Genomic DNA, 25,834 nt, shown 5'->3' on the forward strand with positions numbered 1-25,834 from the left:
CCTTGCCAGTTTTTCAATGCTTATGGTTATCGGAGGGGATCGCATGAATGAGGAACGGACATGGAACGTTAGCATAAAGTCTGTGAAGCGGGAGGAATTTTATTTTGCCCCACATACGGCTTGGCAGGTACAAGCACAGGGTTTTCGAATGCACTTCGAATCCAATCGCGGAGCCGAGCTGCGTGCTCAAGATCAGATTATGATAACGGTTGGTGAGGTTGGTACAGCAGGGTGGGCCGCATTTATTGGAACCGCAATAGAATGCGGACCTGATTCGATCCTGCTGTACACAAGCCCCCAGTATGAGTCACGATTGTTGGAAACCTGGCAGTTTGAAATGATCTTCTCACCACTCAATTCCATCGAAGGTGCCCAAGACGTGATCGATACGTTGGGGTATTTCCCACCGTTTCACTACGATGAACTAACAAATGTGAAGCTGGAAAACGCGGATCACGGCGATAGGCCTGAAAATCTGTCCCTGACGATTACGCACATTTCCACAGACGGGTTGGAACAGCCCCTCGACTTTAACTTTGAAGACGTCCAATTTAAGGACATATCCCCCGCCGAGGAAAGCAATGTCTGCTTGCAGCTCAGTTTCGCTTACGAGGACGAACAGATTGGCGTGCAACTGGACGCAATATCCGGTTTCGCTGCAACATTTCTTTGTCGCAATGTTGTTGTTCAGTTAGGTACGTCACCTTACCCGGCTACGGAATGGGTTTGATTTTTCCTTACTCCCAGCATGACTGCACCCATGACAACCACCAGAATGGCTACCAGCATAAACGGAATATGTTTATCTACTTGATACAGCGTTGTTGTCAGCAATGGGGTAATCACGGCCGATATGCCCTGAATCGCTGCAACCAATCCGGCTGCACCGCCCTGCTGTTCTTTGCTGACAGAGAGAGAAGCTCCCGCCATGAAACCTGGCATCATCAGACCCGAGCCCATACCGAACAGGAAAAACGAGAAATAATAGATGGACAGCTGAGTAGAGACCAGAAACAGAACCATGCTTCCCATCAGAAAAAGAGAACCGAGCAGAATCATAGGCCGCGGCTGCCATTTCAGCCACTTCATCTGAATCACCTGCATGATCAGCATCGCGGCCCCGGAGAACATGAGCCCAAACGAAACCATTCTGGCTGTTGCGGCTGGAGATAGATTGAGTTGATCTTGAAAATAAAATCCGCCAATGACCTGCAGCGTCATAATGCCAACCATCGTCACCAATCCTGCAGCAAGGTACATTCGTAATCCACGTTGGAACGGGTTGACCTTGGGCGGTTTATCCTGAATGACGGGTTTGGCTGCTGGAATAAGCAACAACGCGATGATAAAGGCAGCAATTGCAATAAAGATGCCAAAATATAGCGGCCACAGCAGACCTATGATGGTAAAAGCCCCTGCAATCGCAGGACCAAATACAAGCCCGAGTCCATTCGCTGCACTAATAATCGCCATGCCGCTTCCTCGCTCTTCCCCTTCTGTCACATCTCCCATATATGCCTGGGAAGAAGACAGCACCGCCGGAATGAATGCCCCGATCAAGCTACGCGTCACAATCAGAAGGGTTAGCAGGAGTCCCCCTCCCATCCAAGCATTCAATCCACCATACAAGGCCAAAGCGAACAAAGCACAACTTATGGACATACCTATGAATCCAATTAATATAATTGGTTTTCTGCCTTTCAGATCACTGAATCTGCCCCACACTGGAGCCATTACTGCCATTGCAATCGACCCGAGCGAAATAATAAGCCCGGAATGACTTTCTTTCATCCCCAGCTCGCGAATAAGCGGCGGCATAATGGGAGCAATAAGCATAAGACCCAACATGGCTGCAAATACGCTAAAAAAGATACTTCCTCTAATTCTGTTCACGCTCATACACTCCTTTATTTTTCAGTACAGTATCCACTGTACCTGGAGTATACAAGGCTGTGTGCATCTCGACTGCCTCCATACGGAACAATTGACGGTAAGACGGATTATTAAAATATTTTTTTCATTTCCGATGGCTTAACGCCGAATTTGCGATAGAATTGCTGGGAAAAGGCACTGATATTACTGTAACCAACTGCTATCGCTGCCTCGGTGACGTTGTTTTCCTGATTGCGCAGCAATTTCATGGCGCTATCAAGACGAATCTGGCGCAAATATTCAAAGACGGTGGTACCAAACAGCGCCTTGAAGCCTTTTTTTAATTTGAAATCATTCAACCCCACCTGCTTGGATAATGCCAGCAGAGATGGCGGGTCCACCATGCAATTCTCCATAATTTCCCGAGCGGTATGCAACTTCCGTATATCCTCTCTGGAGAATCCCACTGGAATCGGCGCCAGATCAAACAGCTGAATCATAAACCGATTCAATATCTCCAATGCGGTTGCTTCCATCATTAAAGACGATCTATAGGGGTTGTTCAATTCCACAATCAGACTGTCAATCATCGTTCGTATTCTGTGGTCCAACTGAAATACGATGGGTTTGAAAATACGATGTCCCAAAATGTCCTGAAACCGAATGCATTGGCTTGTTGCCAAATGTGCACCCGCATAATTGAACAACGAGATCGGAATCCCGAGAGCAAAAGAAGTATAATTCTCCTTTGCAGGCGGGTGGAACCAGGCTTCAAAATCGCGCATCATAATTAAGGCTCCCTGACCAGTAGACAGCGTATATTCTTGACCGGATATGTCCACATACCGTGCACCTGATAATGCAAACTGTAGCTCGATAATGGGAATATCCGATGCAAAATACGTAGGATATGGCTCATGATACTCAATCTGAGAATGCACAATCTCAATACCACTATACGTCGTTACTCTTTTTATATTGCCACTGCCCGCCTCAGCCGAGAGCAGATACGTATTTTTATCTTGTTGGCTGAACGGTTCCTGCGTTAAGTAATGCTGGTATACGACAGATAACGAATCGAAACCCATGTGTTCTCACCTCATCTATAACTTGATCATGAATCTCAGAAAGAGATTTGTTTAATTGAGAATAATTCTCAATAATTCTACCTCAATTTCTCCTTTTAGACCAGCCCCATGATGAGATCACTACACTTCCTGCTGAAAACGATCCAGAAACCGCTGCCGAAAACGAATTTTCACATTAAAGAATAAGGAGTTAAGCCAATAACTAAAAAAGGACACAAGAGTTCATTCTCTCGCGTCCTTTCGTATGACTTACTCCCAGAAAAAGCGTCCAGCAAATACTTTCTCCGTCAGCAACCTGTATGTCTCCTCTGGCAATTTTTTTTTCATTTTCGCCATCACGGCATCCTTGCCTTCATTATACTGTGTGGACATGTCGATCTCGGCTGTAGTATTGGTTGCGTCAAGGCACATGATCGGTGCTTTGGCATCTTTCGTCCAAGGTGTCCATTCGGCCAATTCCGATAATCCACCATTTCCCGGGTTGCCTGTATAGAGGAACTGCTTCAGATAAGCCGCCATCGCGGCAGACAATGCCTCACGGCCAGGTTTGTTCTTATCACTAAAATAACCTTCAGGAAAAAGGGCAGCAACACCGTCTGCGTGTCCTGTGTAAAAATCCATATCCGCTCCATGTGGCGCGCCAAGCAATGTCTGCACTCTTTCGGAAATGACCCCAACCTGTGTACCCCAGGCAAAACGATAAGCGTATACAGGCGGCTGTCCCGCTTCACTCGTCAAGCGTTCAGCTACACGCTCTGCATTGTAGCCTGCATAAGCCTCACTGCCATATTTCAGAGCTGCGGCATATTGCTCTGCCTTGGTCTCATCTGTGAACAAAGTTTCATCATGAATCGAGGGTACAAAGTTCTCATCACCGAATGCAAAGCTGGAGAACTCGGTTTCCAGACTCCCCAGCAGAACAGGTACTTGCGCATAATTACCGCTGTTGATGGAGTCGAAACCTTCTTTTGGAATGACCGCCCCATCACGGAACAGATGTGGGAATGACTCCATGCGAATTGCTGTTGAACCAAATGCAGTGACAAGTTTGTCCGCAGGCATCTCACGCAAATAGCTCGCCAGCTGCGCCTGAGACTGCTTGCCGATCCATGTTTTCGCATTTTCAATGGATGTCGCTTTTCCCTCTTCCACGAGCAATTTCACAAGTGCATCCTCGGATTTTTGCTTGCCTTCCTCCTGTGCAGCCGTCGTCAGGCCACCACTGAAAGCAGCTACCTTCTGAAATAACCCTTTGCTCAGTGGCGAGATTAATGCTGCCAGCACATCACGCGCTCCTGCCGACTGCCCGGCCAACGTAACATTACCTGTATCTCCGCCAAAGCCTTCGACATTATCCTGTACCCAATGAAGTGCACGGAGTGCATCGAGCAAGCCATAGTTGCCCGAATCATCAAGAGCATTGCCGGTTTTCAATGCAGCATTTTGGAAGAACCCAAGAGCTCCCAAACGATAGTTTACAGATATGATAATGCTGTTCGTTTTACGGGCAAGCTGTTCACCCTGAAAATCCTTGCCCGATCCGGTCATATTCCCGCCGCCGTGCAGAAACACCATAACCGGAAGCTTGGAACTGGTTGTATTTGGACGCCAAATATTGAGATACAGTGAGTCTTCGCTTCCGGCTGTAGTTTCGCCGGATAACTGTAAGCTGCTCGCAGCAAATTCCTTGGCTGTTCGTATCCCTGTCCATGCATCCGGTTCACCCGGCGCTTTCCAGCGTAATTCAGCTACCGGAGGCGCTGCATATGGAATGCCTAGCCAGCCGAGCGTACCGTATTGTTCATAGGTTTTGCCGTCAATGGCTCCATATTTCGTCTGCTGCAATGTTTGAGGTTTGAACCCCTGATCTTGTTTATGTTTCATCCAGTTCTGCTCCAAGGTCGCTCCGCCATTTTTGAGCTGTGCCTGCAACGCTTGTGCAGTCGCCTCAGCCCTCTGGCGATTGGTAAGTTTGCACGTGCTACCTTGAAGCTCGTTCACCCCCTTAACCGATGCGGGTAAGTAGAAACTTCCCCTTGATTGTAGTCTTAACCTGCTTCATATCCAAGTACCTTTAACAGTATATCTCTCGATCGGGATCTGACTGTTCTAAATAATTGCAGCAACCTTATATCTTACAAGAGCGTTCGTGCCAATCTCTCCAGCAGTTCCACAGCAGGAGCCAACACTGCCTCATCAAGATCGAATTCCGGATGGTGATGCGGAGCAGGCAGCTCGCTGCCAATGATCATATACGTCGCTTTCCCGCCTTGTTCCTGTACGCGCCGAATCATGTAACTGGCATCCTCACTTCCGAGTGAGGCACCATCCGAAATAGCCTCCGCACAGGTAAATCCTGCGATGCCTTCCGTTTGCTGCACAGCAAGCTCTGCAAGCTCCATATCACAGCGAATAGGAACTGCACCGCCGATGACTTCAACCGTAGAGCTTAACTCATGCATCGACGCGCTATGCTCGATGATCTGACGTACCCGTCGCTCCAGCTCACGATTCGTTTCTTCACTCGTTGAACGGGTCTCAATCACCATCCGTGCGTGCTCGGGAATAATATTGGCCCCCGTTCCGCCTTCAAGAATGCCCACATTAATGCGTGTATCCGCCGTGCTAAACCGAGGCAACGCATGAATATTAAGGAGTGCAGTAGATGCTCCCAGCAACGCGTTCCGTCCTTCCTCCGGTGTAGCTCCGGCATGAGAAGACACACCTGTAAAATGGGCTTCCAGCTTGGTCGTTGCCAGGAATCCAGCAGATGCCCCTCTGACGTGACCGGATGGCACACCTGTACCGAGATGTATGCAGAACAGACGGTCTACCTGTTCCAGCATGCCGTTTTTGACCATGGCATACGCACCACGCACACCTTCTTCAGCAGGCTGGAACAACAGACGGATCTTACCGCCGAACTTTCGATCACTCAAACGTTCTGCAAGTGCAAGCCCAATGGCTGTGTGTCCATCGTGTGCGCAAGCGTGCATAATGCCTTCATGACTGGAGCGAAATTGTCCCGCTTGTGGTATATGCTTGTCCGACTTGCTCTCACGGATTGGAAGTGCATCCATATCGAAACGGAACGCCGTTGTTGGTCCTTCCTGTTCTCCTTGCAACTCAGCGACAACCGCCGTGAACCCGCCTCGCATCTGCTGCACAATCGCTGGATCTGCCCCTTCATGGATGGCACGCTGATAAGCATCTTCCAACACTTCAGGCTTTGGCAGACCTCGCCGGGATGTGTCATCAATGGCATCTTTTCCATAGGTCACACGGTAACCCAGTTCCGTCAACATCTGCACGACTTTGGTAGCCGTACGGAATTCGGTGAATCCCAGCTCGGGATGTTCGTGAAGGTCTCGTCGAAGCGCAATAATATCAATCATGTGTCACTTTCCTCTCTCATCAAGCTCTCTATTTCATCATTATGCATACAACTTTACACTACGAATTCTATATCATAGGTTGCTTATCCTGTTTCGCGATACTTCCACAAACATGCTTCACGCCCATACGAGAGAAAGCTTCTCGCTACATATTCGCTTCCCCTTTACCCTTCTCTAATCGTAAAATTTACATTTAGTTAATCCAATACATACGCTCGTTTAGCATTCGTTGTATACACTGGTCATGGATACCAAACTATACATATCATTAGGAGGATGTGTTCATGTTAAATCGATTCAATACCCGTGCCGCCAAAATGATGCTCGCGGTTACGACCATTGTTACAGCTACGCTGGGAGGCAGTAGTGCAGCATGGGCTGTGGAAGAAAACACCTCATCTGCTTCACCGATCAAAAATGTCATCATCCTGATCCCGGACGGTATGGCGAACGACGCAACAGCTTTGGCTCGCTGGTACAAGGGTTCCTCTCTTACACTGGATTCCATGGCTAGTGGCATGGTTCGTACACACTCTGCGGATGCGCCGATTGCGGACTCGGCCCCTGCGGGAACAGCCTTTGCTACAGGTCACAAGTCACATACAGGATATGTCGGAGTGCTGCCGGATAAAGCGACGATGCCTGGACAAAAAGCTATCGCCCCAGGAGATGCCAAGAAGCCGGTCGCTTCCATCCTGGAAGCATCCAGACTGGCAGGCAAAGCAACAGGTATTATTGCGACATCCGAAATTATGCACGCTACACCAGCAGACTTCTCCGCCCACTATCCGGATCGCAAAAACTATGATGCACTGAGCAAACAACAGGTTTATAACGGTATGGATGTTGTTCTTGGTGGAGGAAGCAGTTATTTAGAGCCTGCGGGACGCAAAGATGGCGAAAATCTGGTCTCATCCATCAAAGCACTGGGGTATGATTATGTAACGACTCCGGCAGCGATGGAAGCTTCGACTTCAGGCAAGCTGTGGGGCATGTTTGCCCCGGCAGGCATGGCCTATAACATGGATCGCGATCCAGCGAAGCAACCAAGCCTCGCCGAGATGACTTCCAAAGCCATTGAAGTCCTCTCCAAAGACGAAGACGGCTTCTTCCTCATGGTTGAAGGCAGCAAAGTGGACTGGGCAGCGCATGCCAACGATCCCATCGGCATTATCAGTGATGTGCTGGCATTTGACGATGCTGTTAAAGTAGCCATGGATTTTGCCAAAAAAGATAAAGAAACCGTCGTTGTCGCTGTCACGGACCACCAAAACGGTGGATTGACTATTGGTAACGCCTCAACTACAGGCACCTATGATAAAGAACCGTTGTCCACATTTATCGGACCTCTGAAAAAGGCTAAGCTGACAGGCGAAGGTGTGGAATCCAAGCTGAATGCCAAACGCACCAACATCAAAGCCGTGATGAAGCAATACTACGGCATTACCGACCTGACTTCCGAGGAAATCGCTGCCATTAAAGCGGCCAGCCCGGGCAGTCTCAATTATACGGTTGGACCGATGATCAGCAAACGTTCCGGAATTGGCTGGACCACTGGCGGTCACACAGGTGGAGATGTTGTGCTGTATACGTACGCTCCAAATAATGATCGACCTTTCGGTGTCATCGACAACACGGATGTAGCCAAATACATGGCACGTGTGCTGGACCTTGACCTCGACAGCGTAAGCAAACAATTGTTTGTGCCCGCGAAGCAGGCTTTTACTGCCAAAGGTGCAACGTACAAGCTGGATCTGACGGATGCCAAAAATCCGAAAATCCTCGTAACCAAGGGCAACACCAAGCTTGAACTGCAAATCTACAAAAATATCGCGCTCGTTAATGGCAAAAAGACTACCCTGGATGGCGTTATTGTCTACAATGGCGTAGAAGTCTTTGTGCCACAGGATGCGATTGACCTGATTCAATAAAAAAAGTGCCGGTCATTGAACGGCACTCTCAGTTAAGCTGCCCGAGAATAATCTTGGGCAGCTTTTTTCGAATTCACTTTTGAAATGCAACTTCTCTCGGGAATTTCTGATTCTTTAGAGAGCTACATTAGCTAGCTGTACTTGTCACTTCTCAAACCTATCATTGCTTTATTAGGCCCATACACAAGCTTATCGTATAATAAGCGTACGTTTATAAATATGACACAAAAAGGAGAGATTCACCTATGTTGATCAGACTAAACTGGATCACACTGCGGGTACGCGATCTGGAAGCATCGCTCCGTTTCTACCACAGCATGCTCGGGCTGCCGATTCAGCGCAGATTCGAAAGCCGGGGACGGCAGATTGCCATGCTAGGTTCGGAAAATGAAACAAAGCTGGAGCTAATCGAAGGCAGCGAGCCTCTCCTCAAGCCAGAGGCCGGTGTGTCCATCGGCTATGAGGTAAGGTCACTGGACGAAGCCATGGAGCAGCTCGCCGCATTAGGCATCCCGATTGCACGTGGCCCCGTCCAACCCAATCCGCATCTGAGGTTTATTTACATTACTGACCCAGATGGCTTCGAAGTGCAGCTGGCCGAACATACATAATTAAGGCTCGATCATGTATGGGGGGTGCGAGTGCAGAGCACTGATTATGCATTTTTATAGCTTCATTCGACGCATCAGCGGCACACCCACGCGATTCAAAAGCCGTTCAAGCAGTAGCCAGCACCAGCGTCTGCCCAATGGCAGATGGCGCTCATACACGGCGGAATATTCGAAATCCGACACAGCGCCACGGTTGCGCTTGAACTGCGCAGCACCAGCACTCTCATGCAGCAGATGGCCGTTCTCACGAGCCTGTCCAATCAGGCAAGCTGACAGCATGCGGTACAGCCCGATGGACTGGGGCAACGCCGTATCGTAACCGAACAGCGGCGTTGTCATCACCCCATTTCGGCAGAAGTATCCCATAACCGCATCGATACGCCCTTCCTTCCGCAGACCATACAGGGTCAGCGCTCCTGAAGCTTTTGCTGTAGCAATGAAATGTTCACTGAATTGCGGATTATCATAAGAGTATTTTTCAAGGTACAGCAGCTTGTACAGTTCCGCGATTCGCAAAATATCCGTATCCTTCAGATTCGCTTGTGAAACGATTTCATAGCCGTGCTTGGTCAACAATTCGTAATCCCGCTTCAGCAGCCAGCGCGACTTCGCATTGCCGAAATTCGGATCATTTGCCCGGTACAGATAGATTTGCCGGCTTGGAATCAGTTGACAGCCTGCTTGCTTCAGCTTGCCCGTCAGATCCGGGTGAAGCCCTGGGCACAAGGAGCGAAATACGACGGCATGCTCAGGATAGCGCTCCCTTACCGCTGCAAGCAGACAAACCGCCTGCTCACCGGACATGGCCGGATACAGGTTCGTTGACAACAGCCAATTGTTTATATGTACAACCTTATTTATCTGTGATTGCTGCATTCCCCACCCCACCACAGTGAGCAGCGCTGATAAACCTTTTTCCAACAACGGTTTCCGAAGCAGCGTCAACTCCTGCTTGGCATACCGCACATAATGCGTATAAGGCGAACAAACGTAAGCATTATCGTACTCCGCATCATTTACCGTCAACGGAAGAACAAGATCGTCAATCCGGGCAATAAGCAAGGTTGTGCTTACATTGATAATGAAGTCCCGCGTCCCTTGTAGCATCATGGGTTCCAAATATGCTCTTGCATATCTGCCATCTTCCGTGTTGGGCCAGTCCATGTCTTCTAGCGAATTCCGATCATAGAAACGAACGCGAATATCGCCATTTTCATTCATCGCTTCATCTGTCTGGTCGCAGCTCGCCTGCCTTTGTTCCATTACTGCATTCTTCACGTTCTGTTCCCCCAATTACCCAAACTTCCTGCCAGTAATCATTTTCCACAAATTCTTCTTTCCATTATAGTGGGCCTGGATTCACATACACAATTGTTTCGTTGTAAACGGCCAGAGAGATCAGTCCATCCACAAAACAACTAAGCCTGCCTCCGCATAATTCTTGGAGACAGGCTTAGTAGAATGAACTTCGAATGAATAATAGGGTAATCAGGTGACTCAGATGTCGCAGGCCTGCCTTAGCCCTGCTTTACTCTACAGAGTATCGGTTGTAGAACGTACTTCGTTTTCGCTCGACACCAACTCATTCAGATCCAAAATCAATTGCTCCAGTTCTCCGAAGCTGTCCACCATCTTCTGGGTAAGATTGCGCTGTTCTTCCATACTGGCAAGAATCTCTTCCGTAGCGGCACTCGATTGCTGGGTCACACTTGAAATCTCCGAAACCTCATTAACCACTTTTGTAGAAGATTCCCTCATGGTAACTGAACTGCTCTCGATATCTGCTGCCTGATTCAACACTTGCTGTGAATTGCTGTTGATCGTATGGAAGACCTCTTCTGCCGTTTGCACACTATCTTTCCCTGCTTGCAAAGCGAGGCGAATACGTTCGAACCGATCCGTCAACGCCTGTGTCTGTCCTTTCAAACGGAACAAAATGGTTGCAATATCATTAGCCGATTGACCCGAGTGTTCTGCCAGTTTGCGAACTTCCTCCGACACCACCGCGAAACCACGTCCATGTTCACCTGCGCGCGCTGCTTCAATAGCTGCATTGAGCGCAAGCAGATTTGTCTGGTTCGCAATATCCGAGATGCTGTTCAGCATCAGCGACATGGACTCACTTTCCTCGTTAAACTTTTTCATGTCATTAGCTGTGGTATCAATCGTTTCATACAGTTCCTGCATCTGAACATTCAGATGATCCATCTGTGTGCTGCCTGTTTCCGTGCTCGCTGCCATGCTGGCAGACAGTTCTTTCATCTGCTGCGAGTAGCTAGCAACATCACGGATATGTTGATCCGACATGGACAAGGACTCTGAGATATCAGCCACACTGGTAGCCTGGAATTCAACACCTTTGGCCACTTCGCTGAATCCAAGCGTCACTTCATGGGTAATGGATCCGGTATCGGTTACTTTTTGCTTTAATTGATCCGTATAACGAGATAGGCCCTCCACGGATTCTTTGACCCTTATAAGCATCGTTTCCATTCTCATTTTGGAGTGCTCCACCTCTTGCCAACGTGCTTCGCTATCCCAAAAGAGTCTTTGATTCAACTGGGAAACCATCATCAGAATGGCTCCGGTAAGTGCAAACAATCCTACATCAACAATATGGCCAATAAACTCCTCGGAGCTCTTTGTCTCCACCAGAACAACCTGAAGAATACTAATGACAAGCAGCACAAGAAATCCGGTTGTGAACAGTTTCTTGTCAGGATAGAGCAATAACACCGAAGTGATGACCAGACTTAAAGTGATGTTAACACTTCCCCAGCCTGCATAGACTCCACATATAGTAATCAGGATCGTGCACAGCCATGGGATTAAATGAATATGCTTCTTTTTGGCATTGGCGTATGTCACCCAAACAGTGAACAATACAGCTACACCATTGGAGACAAGCAACTTTGGAACCAAAAAGGACATACCAAAACCTATAGCTACATTAACCCACATGATGATACAGATCAGCTTGTTCCTTTTCCAGATAATTTCGTCGTAACGATTCATGAAATTCCCGCCCTTTTTATCAAATAAATACGATGGTGAAACAATTTCTGTACTATCTTTTATCAGTCTATGGTCCTTACTTATGAATAAATCGCAAAATCCTAGGGCTTTGTTATAGTACATTAGGTCTTCATAAACATGAAAACACACTTAATGTATATCGGATTTTTATTATAAATTTTTAATATATGAAGGAATATAATATGTACTTATACTTCAGATATTTTATTTGGTCCTTCACCATAGTAAAAACCCGGCCGCTTGCCTACCAACGTTTTGTTGGATCCTGATCGTTCAGATTGCAAATTCAACCTTTTTCTGCAACAGCAATCTCCGTATAAGAAAAATGAAAAGACGACACAAAGTCATCTGAAGACTTTGTATCGCCCTTCCTCTGAATCCTATTTGATTTTCAGTTCCAGCTTGTGTTTCTCAGCTTCCTGCAAATCATCGTAAACTTTGCCCGTTTCAGTTGGTATTTTCAATACAAGCGATTGAGGATCGTCCAACATATTGCTGCTGTAGTATACAATCATCCCGTCTTCTGTTCCGCTACCTCGATACATTAGAAGCTTGGTCTGCTTACCATTTTGGGTTATAGAAACAATCTCGTAAGGATGTAATGATTCACTTATAGATTGTTTGGTTTGGAAATCAATCTTTTTATTGGGTTCATAGACAAGTTTGGCTCGTATAATAAGTGGAGACATCTCTACTTGAGATAACATCACCTCATGGCCGTCAATCGTAAATAACTGATTAATTTTTGTAATTTCCGTCTTGGGAACCGAAAATTTGGGGTCTAAGTCAAAAGAAATCTTCATCAGCTCTGAATATCGCATTTCAGGTCGCTTTGTCCCTGTTTTTGGGTCTGCAAGCTTCCCTGGATCAAGGGAGACGATTTGAAAGTCGAGCATTAACTTTTCAGGAAATGCATCAGTTCGTTTTAGGTTAATCGCAGTTCGGCCATATATGATATGGTTCCCTTTTGGTACTTGGACTCCCCCCGCATTACTATCATCAAATTTATGATTGGTCAGCATGTCAGTTGCCCTGGAACGGTTCACCGAATAGATTTCCTGGGAAGCATCCGTCTGGGCTGTATACAATACGATCATCTTGTTTTCATCCGCCATCACTGCATTGACGGTTAACCGATATATTCCTGATTTCACAGAACGATCCACGAGCTGCACATAACCATTGTTAATTGCGGATGCAATCGTGTTGCCGTCAATATCGGTTTCAACCAAATCCCGAAAAGGTTCAAGAACTCCCCAATTCTGTGCGGGCGGGCTGTACATTGCCTGTTGTGGTGTAGAACCGCCAAGTGGACCCATCAGCAGCCAACCGGCTGCCAGAGCTGTTACGAGCACCGCAGTAATCCACTTTAATTGCATATGACCTGCCATTCGCCGGGTTCTCGCCTTTGCCAGACCTCGCTGAATGGCAAATGCCGTGTCCGCCGGATTCAATTGCTGTCTCTCCAACTTAGTCTGGGAAGCATCTGCCAAAAGTGCCTGTTCCTCCGGACTAGTTCTCATGCCAATCCCCCCTGTTCTTCATCTGCTTCCGTAACAGTTCCAACCCTTTATGCTGCCAGGTCTTGATGGTACCCTCCGGTTTGCCGAGAATGGAGGCAATCTCAATCAACGTCATGTCGTTATAGTATTTCAGCAGTAATACATGGCGGTATTTCGGTTTAATTTTCTCAAGCATGGACCACATCGCAAGTTTGTTATCATTGAATCCTGCAATAGCAGACTCGGCTATCGCCTCCTCCAACCCTTCATTGGGCAGTGGTGTGGCCCGTTTGCGACGTCTTTGTTCATCAATGCACACATAGATCAAAATACGAATAATCCACGATTTGAACGCCTTCTCATTTTTCAGAGAGCGACGCTTGATCCAGGCTCGGCATGTCATCTCTTGCACCGCTTCAAGTGCATCATGACGATTGCGAAGATAACTGTAGGCAATGGAAATCAGCGTGTCCTGATGTTCCATGATGGACTGGACAAATGCCGTCTCATCTTCGCTTTGTATGAACAGTATCTTCTTCATCTCGGCTTTGGTTTCCATCCCGCAATCCCCTCCTTCTCTCTCTTTCTGTGGTATAAGACGGGCGAACAAGCCAAACCGTTTTTTATTTATTTTCCATCGCAAAAAAGCCCCGCCTAATCCTGAGGAGGAAGCTCTTGTATTGATTTTTCGCATCATTATTTAAAGTTCAAACCATTCCAGCTCAGTGTCATCCTGATTCATAGCTGCTCCCATCTGTCTCAGCCAATCTGCTGCGAAGTCACCCCCCGTATGAAACAGACAATAGATGTACAACTCTCCCTCCACAATCTCATCCATTCCCGATGCCACTTCAATCGAGACTTGTAGAGCTTCAGGCCAGGACGACCCCTCCTGAAGCAACGCAAACCCATGTTCATAATGCTCCAGCCTATACAAGTCGGAGAAGGTTAAGGAATCCGCCAGTCGCTTCACAATCCGAGGTAAAATGACAGGATTTGTTGTTCTAATGCCATATTCCCAGCCCATCATAATACCTCATTCAATTCATTGATCGAGCGGTCCAGCCACAATTCATACCAATCCAGAAAACCCAGCCGCTCCGTGTTGCCCATATAATGATCCGGATAAATTCCATTACTGTTCGCTCGATCATCGGTCCAGATCTCTCCGTAGGACAATCCCTTCACGCCGCAGCCAAAATCGCTGATTCGCAGCATCCCTGCCGACCATTTCGGATCATAATACTCATGTTCAAGCGCTGCCCACTCTTCCTCTTCTTTGCTGTCGTCGTACCAGTCAACATCCCAATTCCAGGATTCCACATGTGGGAACGGCTCGGAAATGGCATTCAACTCATCACCATAATCTATCACCAGATATATACCGTCCTCAGGCTTTTCCAGCCCATAATAAGGACCTGTACCGCCACTTCCAATCACTAGCAGAAAAGCTTGATATTCTTCGGGCAGCTCTATCTTCCATTTTCGTTCAAACGCCTTAATCTCATCCAATGTACATATCGGAGCCATTTCATATTGATGATTTTCCGCCCCAAACAGATTCTTTTCCGGGTCCAGAGCTTGGAGCTTGTCCAGCTTTTCCTGTATGCGTTCCAACTGGGCCTTGTACATGTCCCTAAGCCTCCTTCATTCGCTTATCTATAACGCTAAATTCGGATCAAGCCACTCAAACTATTTTCGCTTTGCAGACTGGGCTTGATGGTAATCCATATTTGTTTGTTTTCCCTCAATACTATGCAAGCATAATTTCCCGGTTCCAACTGGAGCAGCACACCCCCGCATGACTCATCCGGCTCCAGCTCACCACCGGTGACATCATCAGCAGCCCCCAGATAAACGGTACCGGAAGGAACATGTATCTGGTATACCAGTGCCGTCTCAACTTCCTTACCCGAATCATCCAAACTCCATTGCACCTCATACTGCCCATCTTCACCCAAGTTCAGAAACAAACAGTTGCCTGCATTTACTTCCGCCAGTTCATCCTCTGCAATACACCACCAGTCCGGTGTATCTTCAACCCGATGTTTTAGTGCCGCCAGATCATACAGGCATAATGCTGCCGTATCCGTGAACACCTGAAGTCTTCCGTTCATTTTTCCGTCTCCCTTTCTTATTTAAAATAAACGCCGCACCCTTTCCCTTCTGATCCAGGCAAGAAATCAGAACCATATCCAACCATTATATCAAGCCATACACATGGGTTAAAGGAACTTCAGGGCTATGTGTGATCCTGCTGCACTTGTAGATAATTAAGACGTTAACAACAGGGTTAATCTCTTCATTTTTTTAGCAAAAATGACGATATAATCATAACTGACTTTTTGTGATTTTGTGGAGGAAACCATGGCAATTAACCTTAGAAGAGAACCCTTTCGCTATACTTTAAAGGAACCGATAATGTTTGAAATTTTCATTCTCAGCATTAATGGCGCCTCTGCACCACCCAAACCCATTCAAGCTGAATTATGCGATATCAGCCGATCCGGCTGTCAGCTTTCATTTCCGTTAAATCTGCATGTGGAGTCCAATACCATCCGAATCGGTATGAATTTGCTGCTTTTTGAAGACCCCTTGTATTTGGAAGGAACGCTGCGTTGGGGCAATGAAGAGAATAACCGATGGCACTACGGTGTACAGCTGGAGATCCAGCAAGGTAATCATGAGCGTTTATCCAGAGAAATGAGAATGCTGGCGGGGCAAGGCAAAATTATGGTGAAGTAACCGGGGAAGCACCAACCTAAACAAAAAACAGCCCGATGAACCGGACTGTTTCAATACTTCAGGTATTCAGGCTGCTTTGGAAGCAGGAGTTGTATTGTCCATCTTGGACCAATCTACCGTGGTTTCGAGCAAAAGTGACACCACTACCCCGATAACGAGTCCGTTACTAATGATCGGAATGAGATACATAGGCAAAGACTGAAAGGCTTCAGCAGGGATATTCATTACAGCAACACCTGTAAGAACCGGCAGCGCCACACGATAGATTGTTTTGGAATTAAATTTGGTGCCTTCAAGTGTTCTCAGGGCCGTCCCGAACATTTGCAAATAGGCTACAAATAGCACGGCACTCCCTACACTGGGCGGAATTTGTGCGAAAAAGGCCGTCACTGAAGGTGTCAGTCCCAACATACATAACATGCCTGCTCCAACAACAAACGCAGCCCGTTTCAGAATACGGGTGCTCTCCAGAAAACCAATCGAAGAAGCGAATAGACCGAACGGCAGCACACCTACACACGAAGATAACATCGTGAACAATCCCGTGAACATGTATGATCGTTTATATTGTTGGCTGGTCGTTTGCACTCCATATATCTTTTCGACGGAGCTTAATGTGGTGATGGAGTTCGTCATGTTCACCAGCCCGACAAAAAAAGCCGTGATGACAATGCCCGGCTCCCACTTTGGCGTCCCCCAAGGAAACCAGGAAAACAGGCTTACATCATGATGTCCGGATACGCCTGTATGCTGCCCAGGGAACACAAGACTGTAGGCAATCCACCCCGTCACGATACCAATCAGGATAGAGTAGTTCCCGAGCTTGCCTCTTCCCTTAAGCTGAATCAAGGCTACAAGAAACGCAATCGCAACGGACAACGCCGCTACAGGCAGGTTGAATGTGCCAAACTCAGTATATCCAATCATGCCTTTGAAGAAATTCATGGTCAATTGAATCGTCATCAGGAATAACATCGCACTCTTGACCATAGGTGTGAACAGCTTCTGAAGCACATGCGCCGCTCCAAGCCAGCCAAGGATCATCATCGTCAAACCAGCTAATAGAAAACCAGCAGCCAGCCCTCCTCCAATACGCTCCAAACTCATACCTGCCGATGAAGCCGAGACCGTTAAGCTTAGCGTCAGTCCCCACCATAACCCCGAAGGACCATCCATCACGGCATAACGATGTCCAAAGAACGCTTGTAAGATACACACAGCCCCGGTAAGCAAAAAGGAATGCTGCATCGACGCAGCAATGGCCTCCGGTGAGAGCTGAAAATTATGTCCGATGGATAACGGCACCACCACCGTGTTGGTAAACAGGAAGAAGAACCACTGAATGCCTGCCAATGCAAGCGATGACGCGCCCTTTATATGATTTAGCAAAGATTGCTCTTGATGTCTGTTCATGATTGGGTTAACATTCGCTCCATTTCTTTATAATGATTCCTGCGGGCATGCGCAAGGGCTGTAACTCCATCCCGGTCAGCAATGAAAGGATCAGCACCATATTGCAAAAGCAATGCTACGATCTGCTGATGACGAGTGCCGCCATCCCCCAGAATGACTGCTTCCAGCAAGGCTGTCCAGCCCAGATTGTTGATATGATTCACATCCACATCCGTGCATGTCAAGAGAATCCCCACAATATCGACATGGCCTCGATCTGCAGCAGGAATCAGTGCCGTACCTCCAAAACGATTCGTAAGCCGGGTATCTGCACCTGCTTTTATAGCCAGTTTGACCATTTCACGCAAACCTTCCGCACTGGCATATAGTAACATGTTGTCCAGTCGTTGATCCTGGATGTTGACATCTGCTCCAGCTTCAATAAGCAACCTTGCGGCCACTGGTTTGTTGCCATGTACCGCCGCCATCAGAGGCGTCCGTCCGCGCGTATCCCGGTCATTCAATCCGGCTCCTTGTGCGATAAATCGCAGCACATCATCTGTATGTCCAGCTTCAGCAGCTGCATGTATTGTTTTCAGCATCGCACCTTGACCCCCAATTCGTCGTCATCCTCACGGCATATATTCGATATGACATAATCCATATGTGTGATTTGAAGTGTTTAAATCTTATGTATGGTAACATAGGATGGAAGTATAATAAAAATACATGTTTTGTTGGTTTCCCATACGAAAAACATATCGCTGCACATAAGGAGAACACACGTGGATATCAAACAATGTCGCTATTTCATCGCGATTGCCGAGGAGAGACAGATCACGGCGGCAGCGCGCAGATTACACATGGCCCAGCCTCCTCTAAGCCAGCAGCTCAAGCTGATGGAAGATGAGCTTGGCGTGGCTTTGTTTGAACGCAAAGGGCGCAGTATGGAGCTGACGCAGGCCGGCCGAAGCTTCTATGATTATGCGGTGACGATGACCAAATACATGGAGGAAGCTGTCATGGAGATGCAGAGCTTCCGCTATGGCATTCGCGGTAAGCTATCACTTGGCATTAATACCATTTCAGATCGTTTGATTCCGCAAGCGCTCCAGCAATTTCGGACAACACACCCCCAGGTGACCTATAAAATTCAGCAAAATGAATCTGCACAGCTCTGCCAGCTCTTGGGCGAAGGTAAAATTGAGCTCGCTTGTGTACGAATGCCTGTCCACACAGAGCAATATGAAGTGCTGCATCTACCGCAGGAAGCTCTCTTTTATATTTCCTCCACACCACTGAAATCAGCGGATGAGAGCGGAATTTATTTTCAAAAGCTGGCTGACATCCCTCTCCTGCTTCCCAGTACCGAAGGACTCGGGATGTTCGAACTGATACTGCAGAAATTTCGTGAGCATCACGTAAATCCTTCCATTGCAGGCGAATGCTCGGATATTAACATGTTGCTGGAACTGGTAAGACTCGGTTTTGCAAGCTCTATCGTACCCCATACGGTATTGCAGCTCTATCATGAGCATCCGTTCCATGTTTATCGTATCCAGGATGCGCAATCCACCGTAGATTCTGCGCTTGTGTGGCATCGCAATCGTCATCTGTCCAAACCTGCGCAGCACTTTGTGCAATTGGTTCAGGAGCTTCTGCCTTCCCGCTTGGTTTAGGATATAGCAGATATTATCCATGGGAGATATCGCCTATACCAATAACAAAGCAGCAGCCTTACCGGAATTCCTTCCGGATAGACTGCTGCTTTTGGATATTCGTTAAGCTTTTGCCGTGAACAACAATTCTTGTTCTTTAATCGCTGTACGTCCGGCAGACTCAATTGAATTGTATTGATGCATGTTCGTAACGATTACCGGAGTGATCGTGGTATAGCCAGCTTTTTCAATTTCTTCCCGATCGAATTCCATGAGTACATCACCAACGGCAACCTTCGCTCCAGCTTGAACTTTAGGGGAGAAGAATTGACCTTTCAGTTTCACGGTATCAATCCCAATGTGAATCAGCATCTCAGCGCCATTCTCACTGACCAAACCGATAGCGTGTCCACTCTTCGACAGCGAGAATACCGTTCCGTTGATTGGAGAAACCACACGACCTTCGGACGGCTGAATTGCAAAACCTCTACCCATAATCTCTTCCGAGAATGCAGGGTCTGGAACTTCGCTCAGCGATTTAACTTCACCAGTAATTGGGCTAAATACGTCTTGATCCAATGCTTTGGTTTCTTCAATAGCCGTTACTGCGGAAGCAGAAGTCGTTGCTGCTGGTGTTGCAGGCTCAGCAGATGGTGCCATTTCAGTCGATTGTGGAGCACTATCTTCTTGGAAACCAAGGATGTACGTCAGTACTGCTGCAGCGATGATTGCAATCACACCACCAACCAGAGCATAGATGAGCGTGCTAATTGCTGGACTGATAAATGCTGCGATACTTGGCAGACCCACTAGACCTGTAAGTACATAAGCTTTAACATTGACGATCCCCATGAATCCACCTGCAACAGCTCCACCGATCAGGGCTGCAATAAATGGTTTTTTGAACTTCATATTGATCCCGTACATTGCTGGTTCCGTAATCCCCATAATAGCCGTAAGACCTGTGGAATAAGCGAGAGATTTAGTTTTACCATTTTTCGATCTAAGACCAACACCAAATGCTGCACCACCTTGTGCCAGGTTAGCTGCAAACATCAGAGGAATAATAAAATCGTAACCCAATGAAGTCATCGAACCAACAATGATCGGCAACAGTGCATAGTGCATTCCTGTAATGATTAGCAGTGACATCGTACCACCAATCAAGATACTTGCGAAGATAGACATGTTGTCGAACAACCAGGAAATACCACCTGACAAGCCGTTACCAAGCACCGTACCCAATGGTCCAACCGTCATCAAAGTCAGAGGAACCATAATCAACAGGGTAACTGTTGGAACAATTAAAAGCTTAAGCGAAGCATGTGTAACACGATCAACCGCTCTCTCCACATAGGATGCAATCCAGATTGCGAGAATAATCGGAATAACCGTAGAAGAATAGGTTGCTGCTATAACCTTAATGCCCACAAATGTAGTGTCACCATTGAGCAGCAACGCCGTAATCGTCGGGTGCATAATCCCCGCTGCAAGCGCTGCAGCAATATACATATTGCTACCCAGCTTACGTGCGGCACTGATCGCCAGAATGATCGGCAGGAAGTAGAATGCACCATCTCCAATAGCGGACAAAATGATATAGGTTGAGCTTGTATCGGACAACCACTTTAGAGCTACCAGAATCGCCACGATCCCTTTGATCATACCGGCACCCGTAATCGCTGGCAGAATCGGCGTAAATATTCCGGAAATAAAGTCGAACAATGCACTTACTGGATTTCTCTTTTTCTTCTCCCCAGTCGAAGCACCGGCTGATCCAGCGTCTGCATTCGGTGATTTGGACATGTTGCCTACAAGTGCATTATACACAACAGGCACATCGTTCCCGATAATGACCTGGAACTGACCGCCATTCTCCATAACGCCCATAACGCCAGGTGTATTTTTCAGCGTCGCTTTGTCCGCTTTTTTGTTGTCATTCAGGTTAAACCGGAGTCTTGTCATACAGTGTGTGACTTGATCGATGTTCTCTTCGCCACCAACAAGCTTCAGAATATCCTTGGACAATTGCTGTTTATCCATTGTGTTTTGCTCCTTTTATGTGTAATGAAGGTTAAAAAAAAACCTAAACACTGAATAATGACAAAGCAGTTTCAGCTTATCATTATTCAACGTTTAGGTTTTGCCTTTTTTGCAGTAACAATCCCAATTTATTCGATTGTTTGTTCAGTTCTGACAACTCGTTCAATATGAATCGTCAGATATAAGATTTCTTCCTTGGATAAGACCCGGCTATAGATCTTGCGAGTATAGTCGTTAATCTTACAAGCACAAGCATGTGCCTCAGGATATTGTTTGCTCACCAGATCATGAAGCGGATTATCTGCTTCCTTATCTTCAATCGCTGTACCGTGTAGTACACGCTGAGCAAAGAACTTCAAATGTGTCAGGAATCGATAATAACTCAGCGAATCCTCATCCAGCTCAATGACAAAGCTGCGTCGTACGATGTTGAGTATATCTTTAACGATATTCGTAATACTGATGGTTTCCCTCATCTCACCGTTCATCTGGGCATTAACCAGATGCATAGCGATGAATGCGCATTCGTCTTCAGGAAGCAGGACACCCAATGTTTCTTCAATAATCTGAAGCGCCTTGAGCCCAATGGCATATTCCTTGCGGTACATGCGCTTGATCTCCCAGAATAATGCGTTACGAATCTGCAAGCCTTGACGATGCCGGTCAATGGCAAAATGAATATGATCCGTAAGTGAAATGTAGATGCTCTCATGAAGCTTCTCACCCAATACGGTCTCGGCGTAACGGATAATCTCATCCGAGCATTCAACATATTCAACTGGAATATCAGACAGAAGCGTTTTCAGTTTCTGCGATACTTCCTTGCTTTCCAATGAGAATATTTTTTCGACCAGACTGTCGTCTATCGTTTCACCAGTATGCTTTTTGAAGGCTATGCCTCGTCCCATGACGACCAGTTCGTTTCCTCCCGGATCAATCACAGTAACTACGTTGTTGTTCAGCACCTTCTCAATTTTCATTTCTTCACATCACCTTGCACCGTCAAAGTAGTAAAAGGCAAAACCAAAACAGGTCATAAAACACATGCCCCGCTTCTGGTTTTGCCTGATTGAACAGTAACAATCCAGTATTCATTAGCCCTAGGCCCATCTTACCATATAATTATCCATCTGACAATGTTTTTGTGAAAGCGGTTAATATGCTTGAATATGACACAAGAAGATACTTCCCACATATGTCTTTGGAACCAGAAATTAATGGTTATCGGATTTTAGACTTGCGCCGTTTGAACCAATAACTTCTTTGTACCAATGGAATGATTTTTTCTTGTAACGATTCAATGTACCCGATCCATCGTTGTTGCGATCCACATATATGAAGCCGTAACGTTTCTTCATCTCTGCTGTTGATGCACTCACCAGATCGATGCAGCCCCATGAGGTATAACCCATAACTTCAACGCCGTCTTCAATCGCTTCACCCACTTGTACCAAGTGATCATTCAGATATTGAATCCGGTAATCATCATTCACCGTTTTATTTCCATTTTCGTCTGTGATCAGCTCATCTGCTGCACCCAAACCATTTTCGACAATAAACAGCGGTTTTTGATAACGATCCCAGTATTTATTCAGCGTCACGCGCAGGCCTTGCGGATCAATCTGCCAGCCCCATTCACTTGCTTTGAGATAAGGGTTCTGTACACCTGCAAACAGATTTCCTTTGCCTTCAACACGCTTCTGTGGGTCACCTGTCTCACAAATACTTACATAGTAACTGAACGAGATGAAGTCCACCGTATGTTTCAGGATTTCAGCATCGCCATCTTCAAACTTGATGTTGATATTATTCGCTTTGAAGTAACGATTGATGTATTTCGGATAATAGCCACGTGCATGAATATCGGCAAAGATGTCATTACGCTGTTCTGCATGCATTGCAGCAACCACATCATCCGGATTCGGTGTCAGTGGATAGGTTGGCATGCTGAGTACCATACAGCCAATTTTGGCTTCAGGCATAATCTCATGACCCAGTTTGACCGCCAGCGCACTTGCCACCAGCTCATGGTGGATCGCCTGGTACAGTTCCTGCTTGGACAGTTCCGCTTTTGGCGTGAAGATGCCGCCGCTCATGAATGGTTCTTCCAGAATGGAGTTAATTTCGTTGAATGTCAGCCAGTACTTCACTTTGCCTTTGAAACGGTTAAACAAAACGGTTACATAACGCTCGTAGAACTCAATCATTTTACGGTTAACCCAGCCGTCATACGTTTTGGACAAATGCAGTGGTGTCTCATAATGAGAGATCGTTACGAGCGGTTCAATCCCGTATTTGTGGCACTCGTCAAACAGGTCATCATAGAACTGCAGACCTTTTTCGTTTGGCTCCATTTCATCACCTTTAGGAAAAATACGGGACCAGGCGATGGAGGTACGGAACACTTTGAAGCCCATCTCAGCAAACAGCTTAACATCCTCTTTGTAGCGGTTGTAGAAATCGATACCAATCAATTTCAGGTTATCCTCTGTCGGTCCTTCCGTTCTTGGCGTCGTAATCCCATGCGGCATTACATCCTGAACAGACAGGCCTTTGCCATCCGTATTGTAGGCTCCTTCGAGCTGATTGGCTGCAACTGCGCCGCCCCATAGAAAATCCTTCGGAAATGGTGTTGTCATCTCTGTCATTCCTCTCTGATTACGTTATGTTCATTCTTTGTTAAAACAGTTGACCCTATGCCCGTGAGCACATCAAAAAGCGGACAACTCGCCAACATAAAGGGCTTTAGATCAGATGATCACGGAATGGCCCAGCTTTATGTTGGGTTTTGCCCGCTTTATACGGTAACAATCCCGAATAGCCCAGTTATTTGAAGAGATCCGGTTTCAAGATACAGGAATCAGACCAAATTACAGCTGCTCACCATTGCTGGCGATTACGTTTTTGTACCAGTCAAACGAATCTTTCTTCGAACGTTTAAGTGTTCCGTTACCTTCGTCGTCCAGATCGACATAGATGAATCCATAACGTTTGGACATTTCTGACGTGGACATGCTCACGAGGTCAATCGGGCCCCATGCTGTAAATCCAATCAGATTCACACCGTCTTTGATTGCTTCTTTCATTTGTTCGATGTGTTTTTTCAGATAATCCACGCGGTAGGAGTCATGAATGGAACCATCCTCTTCCACGCGATCATATGCACCCAGACCATTCTCAACAATAAACAATGGTTTTTGGTAACGATCCCAGAAGTTATTCAACGTTACGCGCAGACCAATTGGATCGATCTCCCAACCCCAATCTGAAGCTTCGAGATAAGGGTTTTTGACGCCACCAGTCAGGTTACCTGTTGTTTCTTCTTTGTCTGCCGATGCAGATTTGGTTACGGACATGTAGTAACTGAAAGAAATGAAATCAACGGTATTGTTCAGCAAGATCTCATCATCGCCTGCTTCTTTCTGAATCACGATGTTGTTTTCTTCAAAATAACGAGCCATGTAGTTCGGGTATTGACCACGAGCATGCATATCCGTGAAGAAGAGGTTAATCTGATTCTCATGTTGCGCCAGTCGAACATCTACCGGGTTACAAGTCGCCGGGTACGTTTCCATACGAGCGAGCATACAGCCCACTTGGGAACCAGGAATAATCTCATGTGCAAGCTTGGTTACCAGTGCACTTGCTACAAATTGGTGATGCAGAGCTTGATACGTCGTTAGCAATTGGTTGTCCACTTTATCGATCAGGATACCGCCGCCAGTGTATGGGCTAAACAACATCACGTTAATTTCATTAAACGTCAGCCAGTATTTCACTTTATTTTTATAACGGTTGAACACGGTTTCTGCATATCTCACATAGTGCCCAATCACTTCACGACCTGCCCAACCATTGTATTTCTGTGTCAGACCCAGCGGAGTTTCGTAGTGAGACAAGGTTACCAACGGTTCAATGCCATACTTCAACAATTCGTCGAAGACGTCATCATAGAATTTCAAGCCAGCTTCGTTCGGCTCTTGATCGTAACCGTTCGGGAAAATACGTGCCCAGTGAATGGACAAACGGAATACCTTGAAGCCCATTTCGGCAAACAACGCGATATCTTCTTTATAATGATGGTAGAAATCAATTCCAAAACGTTTAGGGAAACGTTCTTCAATTTTGCCGGAGAGAATCTCTTCAATTCGTGTAGAGGAGATTTCCATGGCGTGTCCACCTGTACGCTTCTCTTTGGGAACATGCGCAATCATATCTGCAGTAGAGAGACCTTTGCCGTCCTGATCGAATGCACCTTCCAATTGGTTGGCAGCTGTAGCGCCTCCCCACAGGAAGTTTTCGGGGAATCCTTTTTTTGCCGTGGTCATAACGAACAACCTCTTTTCGAATTTTATTTGGGTTTTTCCGGGATAAAGTGGCTGTATTTCAGGCCAAAAAACAAGAAAAACCTAAACTCAAGGTAAAATAGCTCGCAAAAAAAGAGCCTTCATTTCACCATCAGTTTAGGTTTTGCCTGTCTTCACAGTTACAATCCATCAAAAGATGTTATTGTTTATTCTGTTGTTTTTCTTTTGTAATGTAAGCGTAACATATCTATTTT

The 25,834-nt window shown here is 46.6% G+C and carries 22 protein-coding genes; 5 read left to right on the forward strand and 17 right to left on the reverse strand.

Features of this window, described 5'->3' with window-relative positions:
- Positions 1 to 43: 43 nt before the first annotated feature.
- Complete coding sequence (locus AMS66_RS14295; RefSeq protein ID WP_053781424.1) at positions 44 to 730, forward strand: Imm50 family immunity protein; 687 nt, start codon at positions 44 to 46, stop codon at positions 728 to 730.
- On the opposite strand, the gene AMS66_RS14300 is transcribed toward AMS66_RS14295, so the two are convergent.
- The 4 genes from AMS66_RS14300 to AMS66_RS14315 all read right to left on the reverse strand — a co-directional run bounded on the left by AMS66_RS14300 (position 706) and on the right by AMS66_RS14315 (position 6,355).
- Positions 706 to 1,893, reverse strand: a complete 1,188-nt coding sequence (locus AMS66_RS14300; protein WP_053781425.1) for an MFS transporter — start codon at positions 1,891 to 1,893, stop codon at positions 706 to 708. The genes AMS66_RS14295 and AMS66_RS14300 overlap by 25 nt on opposite strands.
- Before the next feature lie 110 nt (positions 1,894 to 2,003).
- Entirely contained in the window at positions 2,004 to 2,960 is a 957-nt protein-coding gene (locus AMS66_RS14305) for a helix-turn-helix transcriptional regulator (protein ID WP_053781426.1), read from the reverse strand.
- A 249-nt stretch (positions 2,961 to 3,209) separates the two neighbouring features.
- Positions 3,210 to 4,961, reverse strand: coding sequence for a carboxylesterase/lipase family protein (locus tag AMS66_RS14310; protein WP_236703397.1), 1,752 nt, complete (start codon positions 4,959 to 4,961; stop codon positions 3,210 to 3,212).
- Between the two features lie 134 nt (positions 4,962 to 5,095).
- Positions 5,096 to 6,355, reverse strand: coding sequence for an amidohydrolase (locus AMS66_RS14315; protein ID WP_053781427.1), 1,260 nt, complete (start codon positions 6,353 to 6,355; stop codon positions 5,096 to 5,098).
- 317 nt (positions 6,356 to 6,672) lie between these two features.
- On the opposite strand from AMS66_RS14315, the gene AMS66_RS14320 reads away from it, so the two are divergent.
- Positions 6,673 to 8,286 carry an alkaline phosphatase gene (locus AMS66_RS14320; protein ID WP_144424502.1) on the forward strand — a complete coding sequence of 538 codons (1,614 nt, stop codon included), beginning with the start codon at positions 6,673 to 6,675 and terminating at the stop codon, positions 8,284 to 8,286.
- 245 nt (positions 8,287 to 8,531) lie between these two features.
- Positions 8,532 to 8,897, forward strand: a complete 366-nt coding sequence (locus AMS66_RS14325; protein ID WP_053781429.1) for a VOC family protein — start codon at positions 8,532 to 8,534, stop codon at positions 8,895 to 8,897.
- A 54-nt stretch (positions 8,898 to 8,951) separates the two neighbouring features.
- On the opposite strand, the gene AMS66_RS14330 is transcribed toward AMS66_RS14325, so the two are convergent.
- From AMS66_RS14330 to AMS66_RS14360, 7 genes are all read right to left on the reverse strand, one after another.
- Positions 8,952 to 10,175, reverse strand: coding sequence for a GNAT family N-acetyltransferase (locus tag AMS66_RS14330; RefSeq protein ID WP_082350721.1), 1,224 nt, complete (start codon positions 10,173 to 10,175; stop codon positions 8,952 to 8,954).
- Positions 10,176 to 10,430: 255 nt separating this feature from the next.
- A complete protein-coding gene (locus AMS66_RS14335) occupies positions 10,431 to 11,912 on the reverse strand; it encodes a methyl-accepting chemotaxis protein (RefSeq protein ID WP_053781430.1) in 1,482 nt (493 codons plus the stop codon).
- A gap of 401 nt (positions 11,913 to 12,313) precedes the next feature.
- Complete coding sequence (locus tag AMS66_RS14340; RefSeq protein ID WP_053781431.1) at positions 12,314 to 13,456, reverse strand: DUF4179 domain-containing protein; 1,143 nt, start codon at positions 13,454 to 13,456, stop codon at positions 12,314 to 12,316.
- Positions 13,446 to 13,994: an RNA polymerase sigma factor gene (locus AMS66_RS14345; RefSeq protein ID WP_082350694.1), complete on the reverse strand. Its 549-nt coding sequence runs from the start codon at positions 13,992 to 13,994 to the stop codon at positions 13,446 to 13,448. The genes AMS66_RS14340 and AMS66_RS14345 overlap by 11 nt, the downstream gene beginning before the upstream one ends.
- Positions 13,995 to 14,135: 141 nt before the next feature.
- On the reverse strand, positions 14,136 to 14,465 hold the full coding sequence (locus AMS66_RS14350) for a hypothetical protein (RefSeq protein WP_144424494.1): 330 nt from the start codon (positions 14,463 to 14,465) through the stop codon (positions 14,136 to 14,138).
- Positions 14,462 to 15,067 carry an SMI1/KNR4 family protein gene (locus AMS66_RS14355; protein WP_053781433.1) on the reverse strand — a complete coding sequence of 202 codons (606 nt, stop codon included), beginning with the start codon at positions 15,065 to 15,067 and terminating at the stop codon, positions 14,462 to 14,464. Before AMS66_RS14355 ends, AMS66_RS14350 begins: the two co-directional genes overlap by 4 nt.
- Positions 15,068 to 15,102: 35 nt before the next feature.
- Positions 15,103 to 15,552 carry a DUF6386 family protein gene (locus AMS66_RS14360; protein ID WP_053781434.1) on the reverse strand — a complete coding sequence of 150 codons (450 nt, stop codon included), beginning with the start codon at positions 15,550 to 15,552 and terminating at the stop codon, positions 15,103 to 15,105.
- A gap of 304 nt (positions 15,553 to 15,856) precedes the next feature.
- Here AMS66_RS14360 and AMS66_RS14365 point away from each other — a divergent pair, with 304 nt between their 5' ends.
- On the forward strand, positions 15,857 to 16,180 hold the full coding sequence (locus AMS66_RS14365) for a PilZ domain-containing protein (protein WP_236703399.1): 324 nt from the start codon (positions 15,857 to 15,859) through the stop codon (positions 16,178 to 16,180).
- 66 nt (positions 16,181 to 16,246) lie between these two features.
- Here AMS66_RS14365 and AMS66_RS14370 read toward each other — a convergent pair whose 3' ends face one another.
- Both AMS66_RS14370 and AMS66_RS14375 read right to left on the reverse strand, forming a co-directional pair.
- On the reverse strand, positions 16,247 to 17,593 hold the full coding sequence (locus AMS66_RS14370) for a uracil/xanthine transporter (RefSeq protein ID WP_053781436.1): 1,347 nt from the start codon (positions 17,591 to 17,593) through the stop codon (positions 16,247 to 16,249).
- On the reverse strand, positions 17,590 to 18,174 hold the full coding sequence (locus AMS66_RS14375) for an ankyrin repeat domain-containing protein (RefSeq protein WP_053781437.1): 585 nt from the start codon (positions 18,172 to 18,174) through the stop codon (positions 17,590 to 17,592). The genes AMS66_RS14370 and AMS66_RS14375 overlap by 4 nt, the downstream gene beginning before the upstream one ends.
- Positions 18,175 to 18,357: 183 nt before the next feature.
- Here AMS66_RS14375 and AMS66_RS14380 point away from each other — a divergent pair, with 183 nt between their 5' ends.
- Complete coding sequence (locus AMS66_RS14380) at positions 18,358 to 19,251, forward strand: LysR family transcriptional regulator (protein ID WP_053781438.1); 894 nt, start codon at positions 18,358 to 18,360, stop codon at positions 19,249 to 19,251.
- A gap of 102 nt (positions 19,252 to 19,353) precedes the next feature.
- On the opposite strand, the gene AMS66_RS14385 is transcribed toward AMS66_RS14380, so the two are convergent.
- The 4 genes from AMS66_RS14385 to AMS66_RS14400 all read right to left on the reverse strand — a co-directional run bounded on the left by AMS66_RS14385 (position 19,354) and on the right by AMS66_RS14400 (position 25,601).
- Positions 19,354 to 21,273, reverse strand: a complete 1,920-nt coding sequence (locus AMS66_RS14385) for a beta-glucoside-specific PTS transporter subunit IIABC (RefSeq protein WP_053781439.1) — start codon at positions 21,271 to 21,273, stop codon at positions 19,354 to 19,356.
- A gap of 128 nt (positions 21,274 to 21,401) precedes the next feature.
- Positions 21,402 to 22,253, reverse strand: a complete 852-nt coding sequence (gene licT, locus AMS66_RS14390) for a BglG family transcription antiterminator LicT (protein ID WP_053781440.1) — start codon at positions 22,251 to 22,253, stop codon at positions 21,402 to 21,404.
- A 234-nt stretch (positions 22,254 to 22,487) separates the two neighbouring features.
- The gene (locus AMS66_RS14395) at positions 22,488 to 23,912 is read right to left on the reverse strand and encodes a glycoside hydrolase family 1 protein (RefSeq protein ID WP_053781441.1); all 1,425 of its coding nucleotides are present in this window, start codon (positions 23,910 to 23,912) and stop codon (positions 22,488 to 22,490) included.
- A 231-nt stretch (positions 23,913 to 24,143) separates the two neighbouring features.
- On the reverse strand, positions 24,144 to 25,601 hold the full coding sequence (locus AMS66_RS14400) for a glycoside hydrolase family 1 protein (RefSeq protein ID WP_053781442.1): 1,458 nt from the start codon (positions 25,599 to 25,601) through the stop codon (positions 24,144 to 24,146).
- Positions 25,602 to 25,834: the final 233 nt, after the last annotated feature.

It is taken from the genome of Paenibacillus xylanivorans, assembly GCF_001280595.1.
GTDB classification, from domain to species: Bacteria; Bacillota; Bacilli; order Paenibacillales; family Paenibacillaceae; genus Paenibacillus; species Paenibacillus xylanivorans.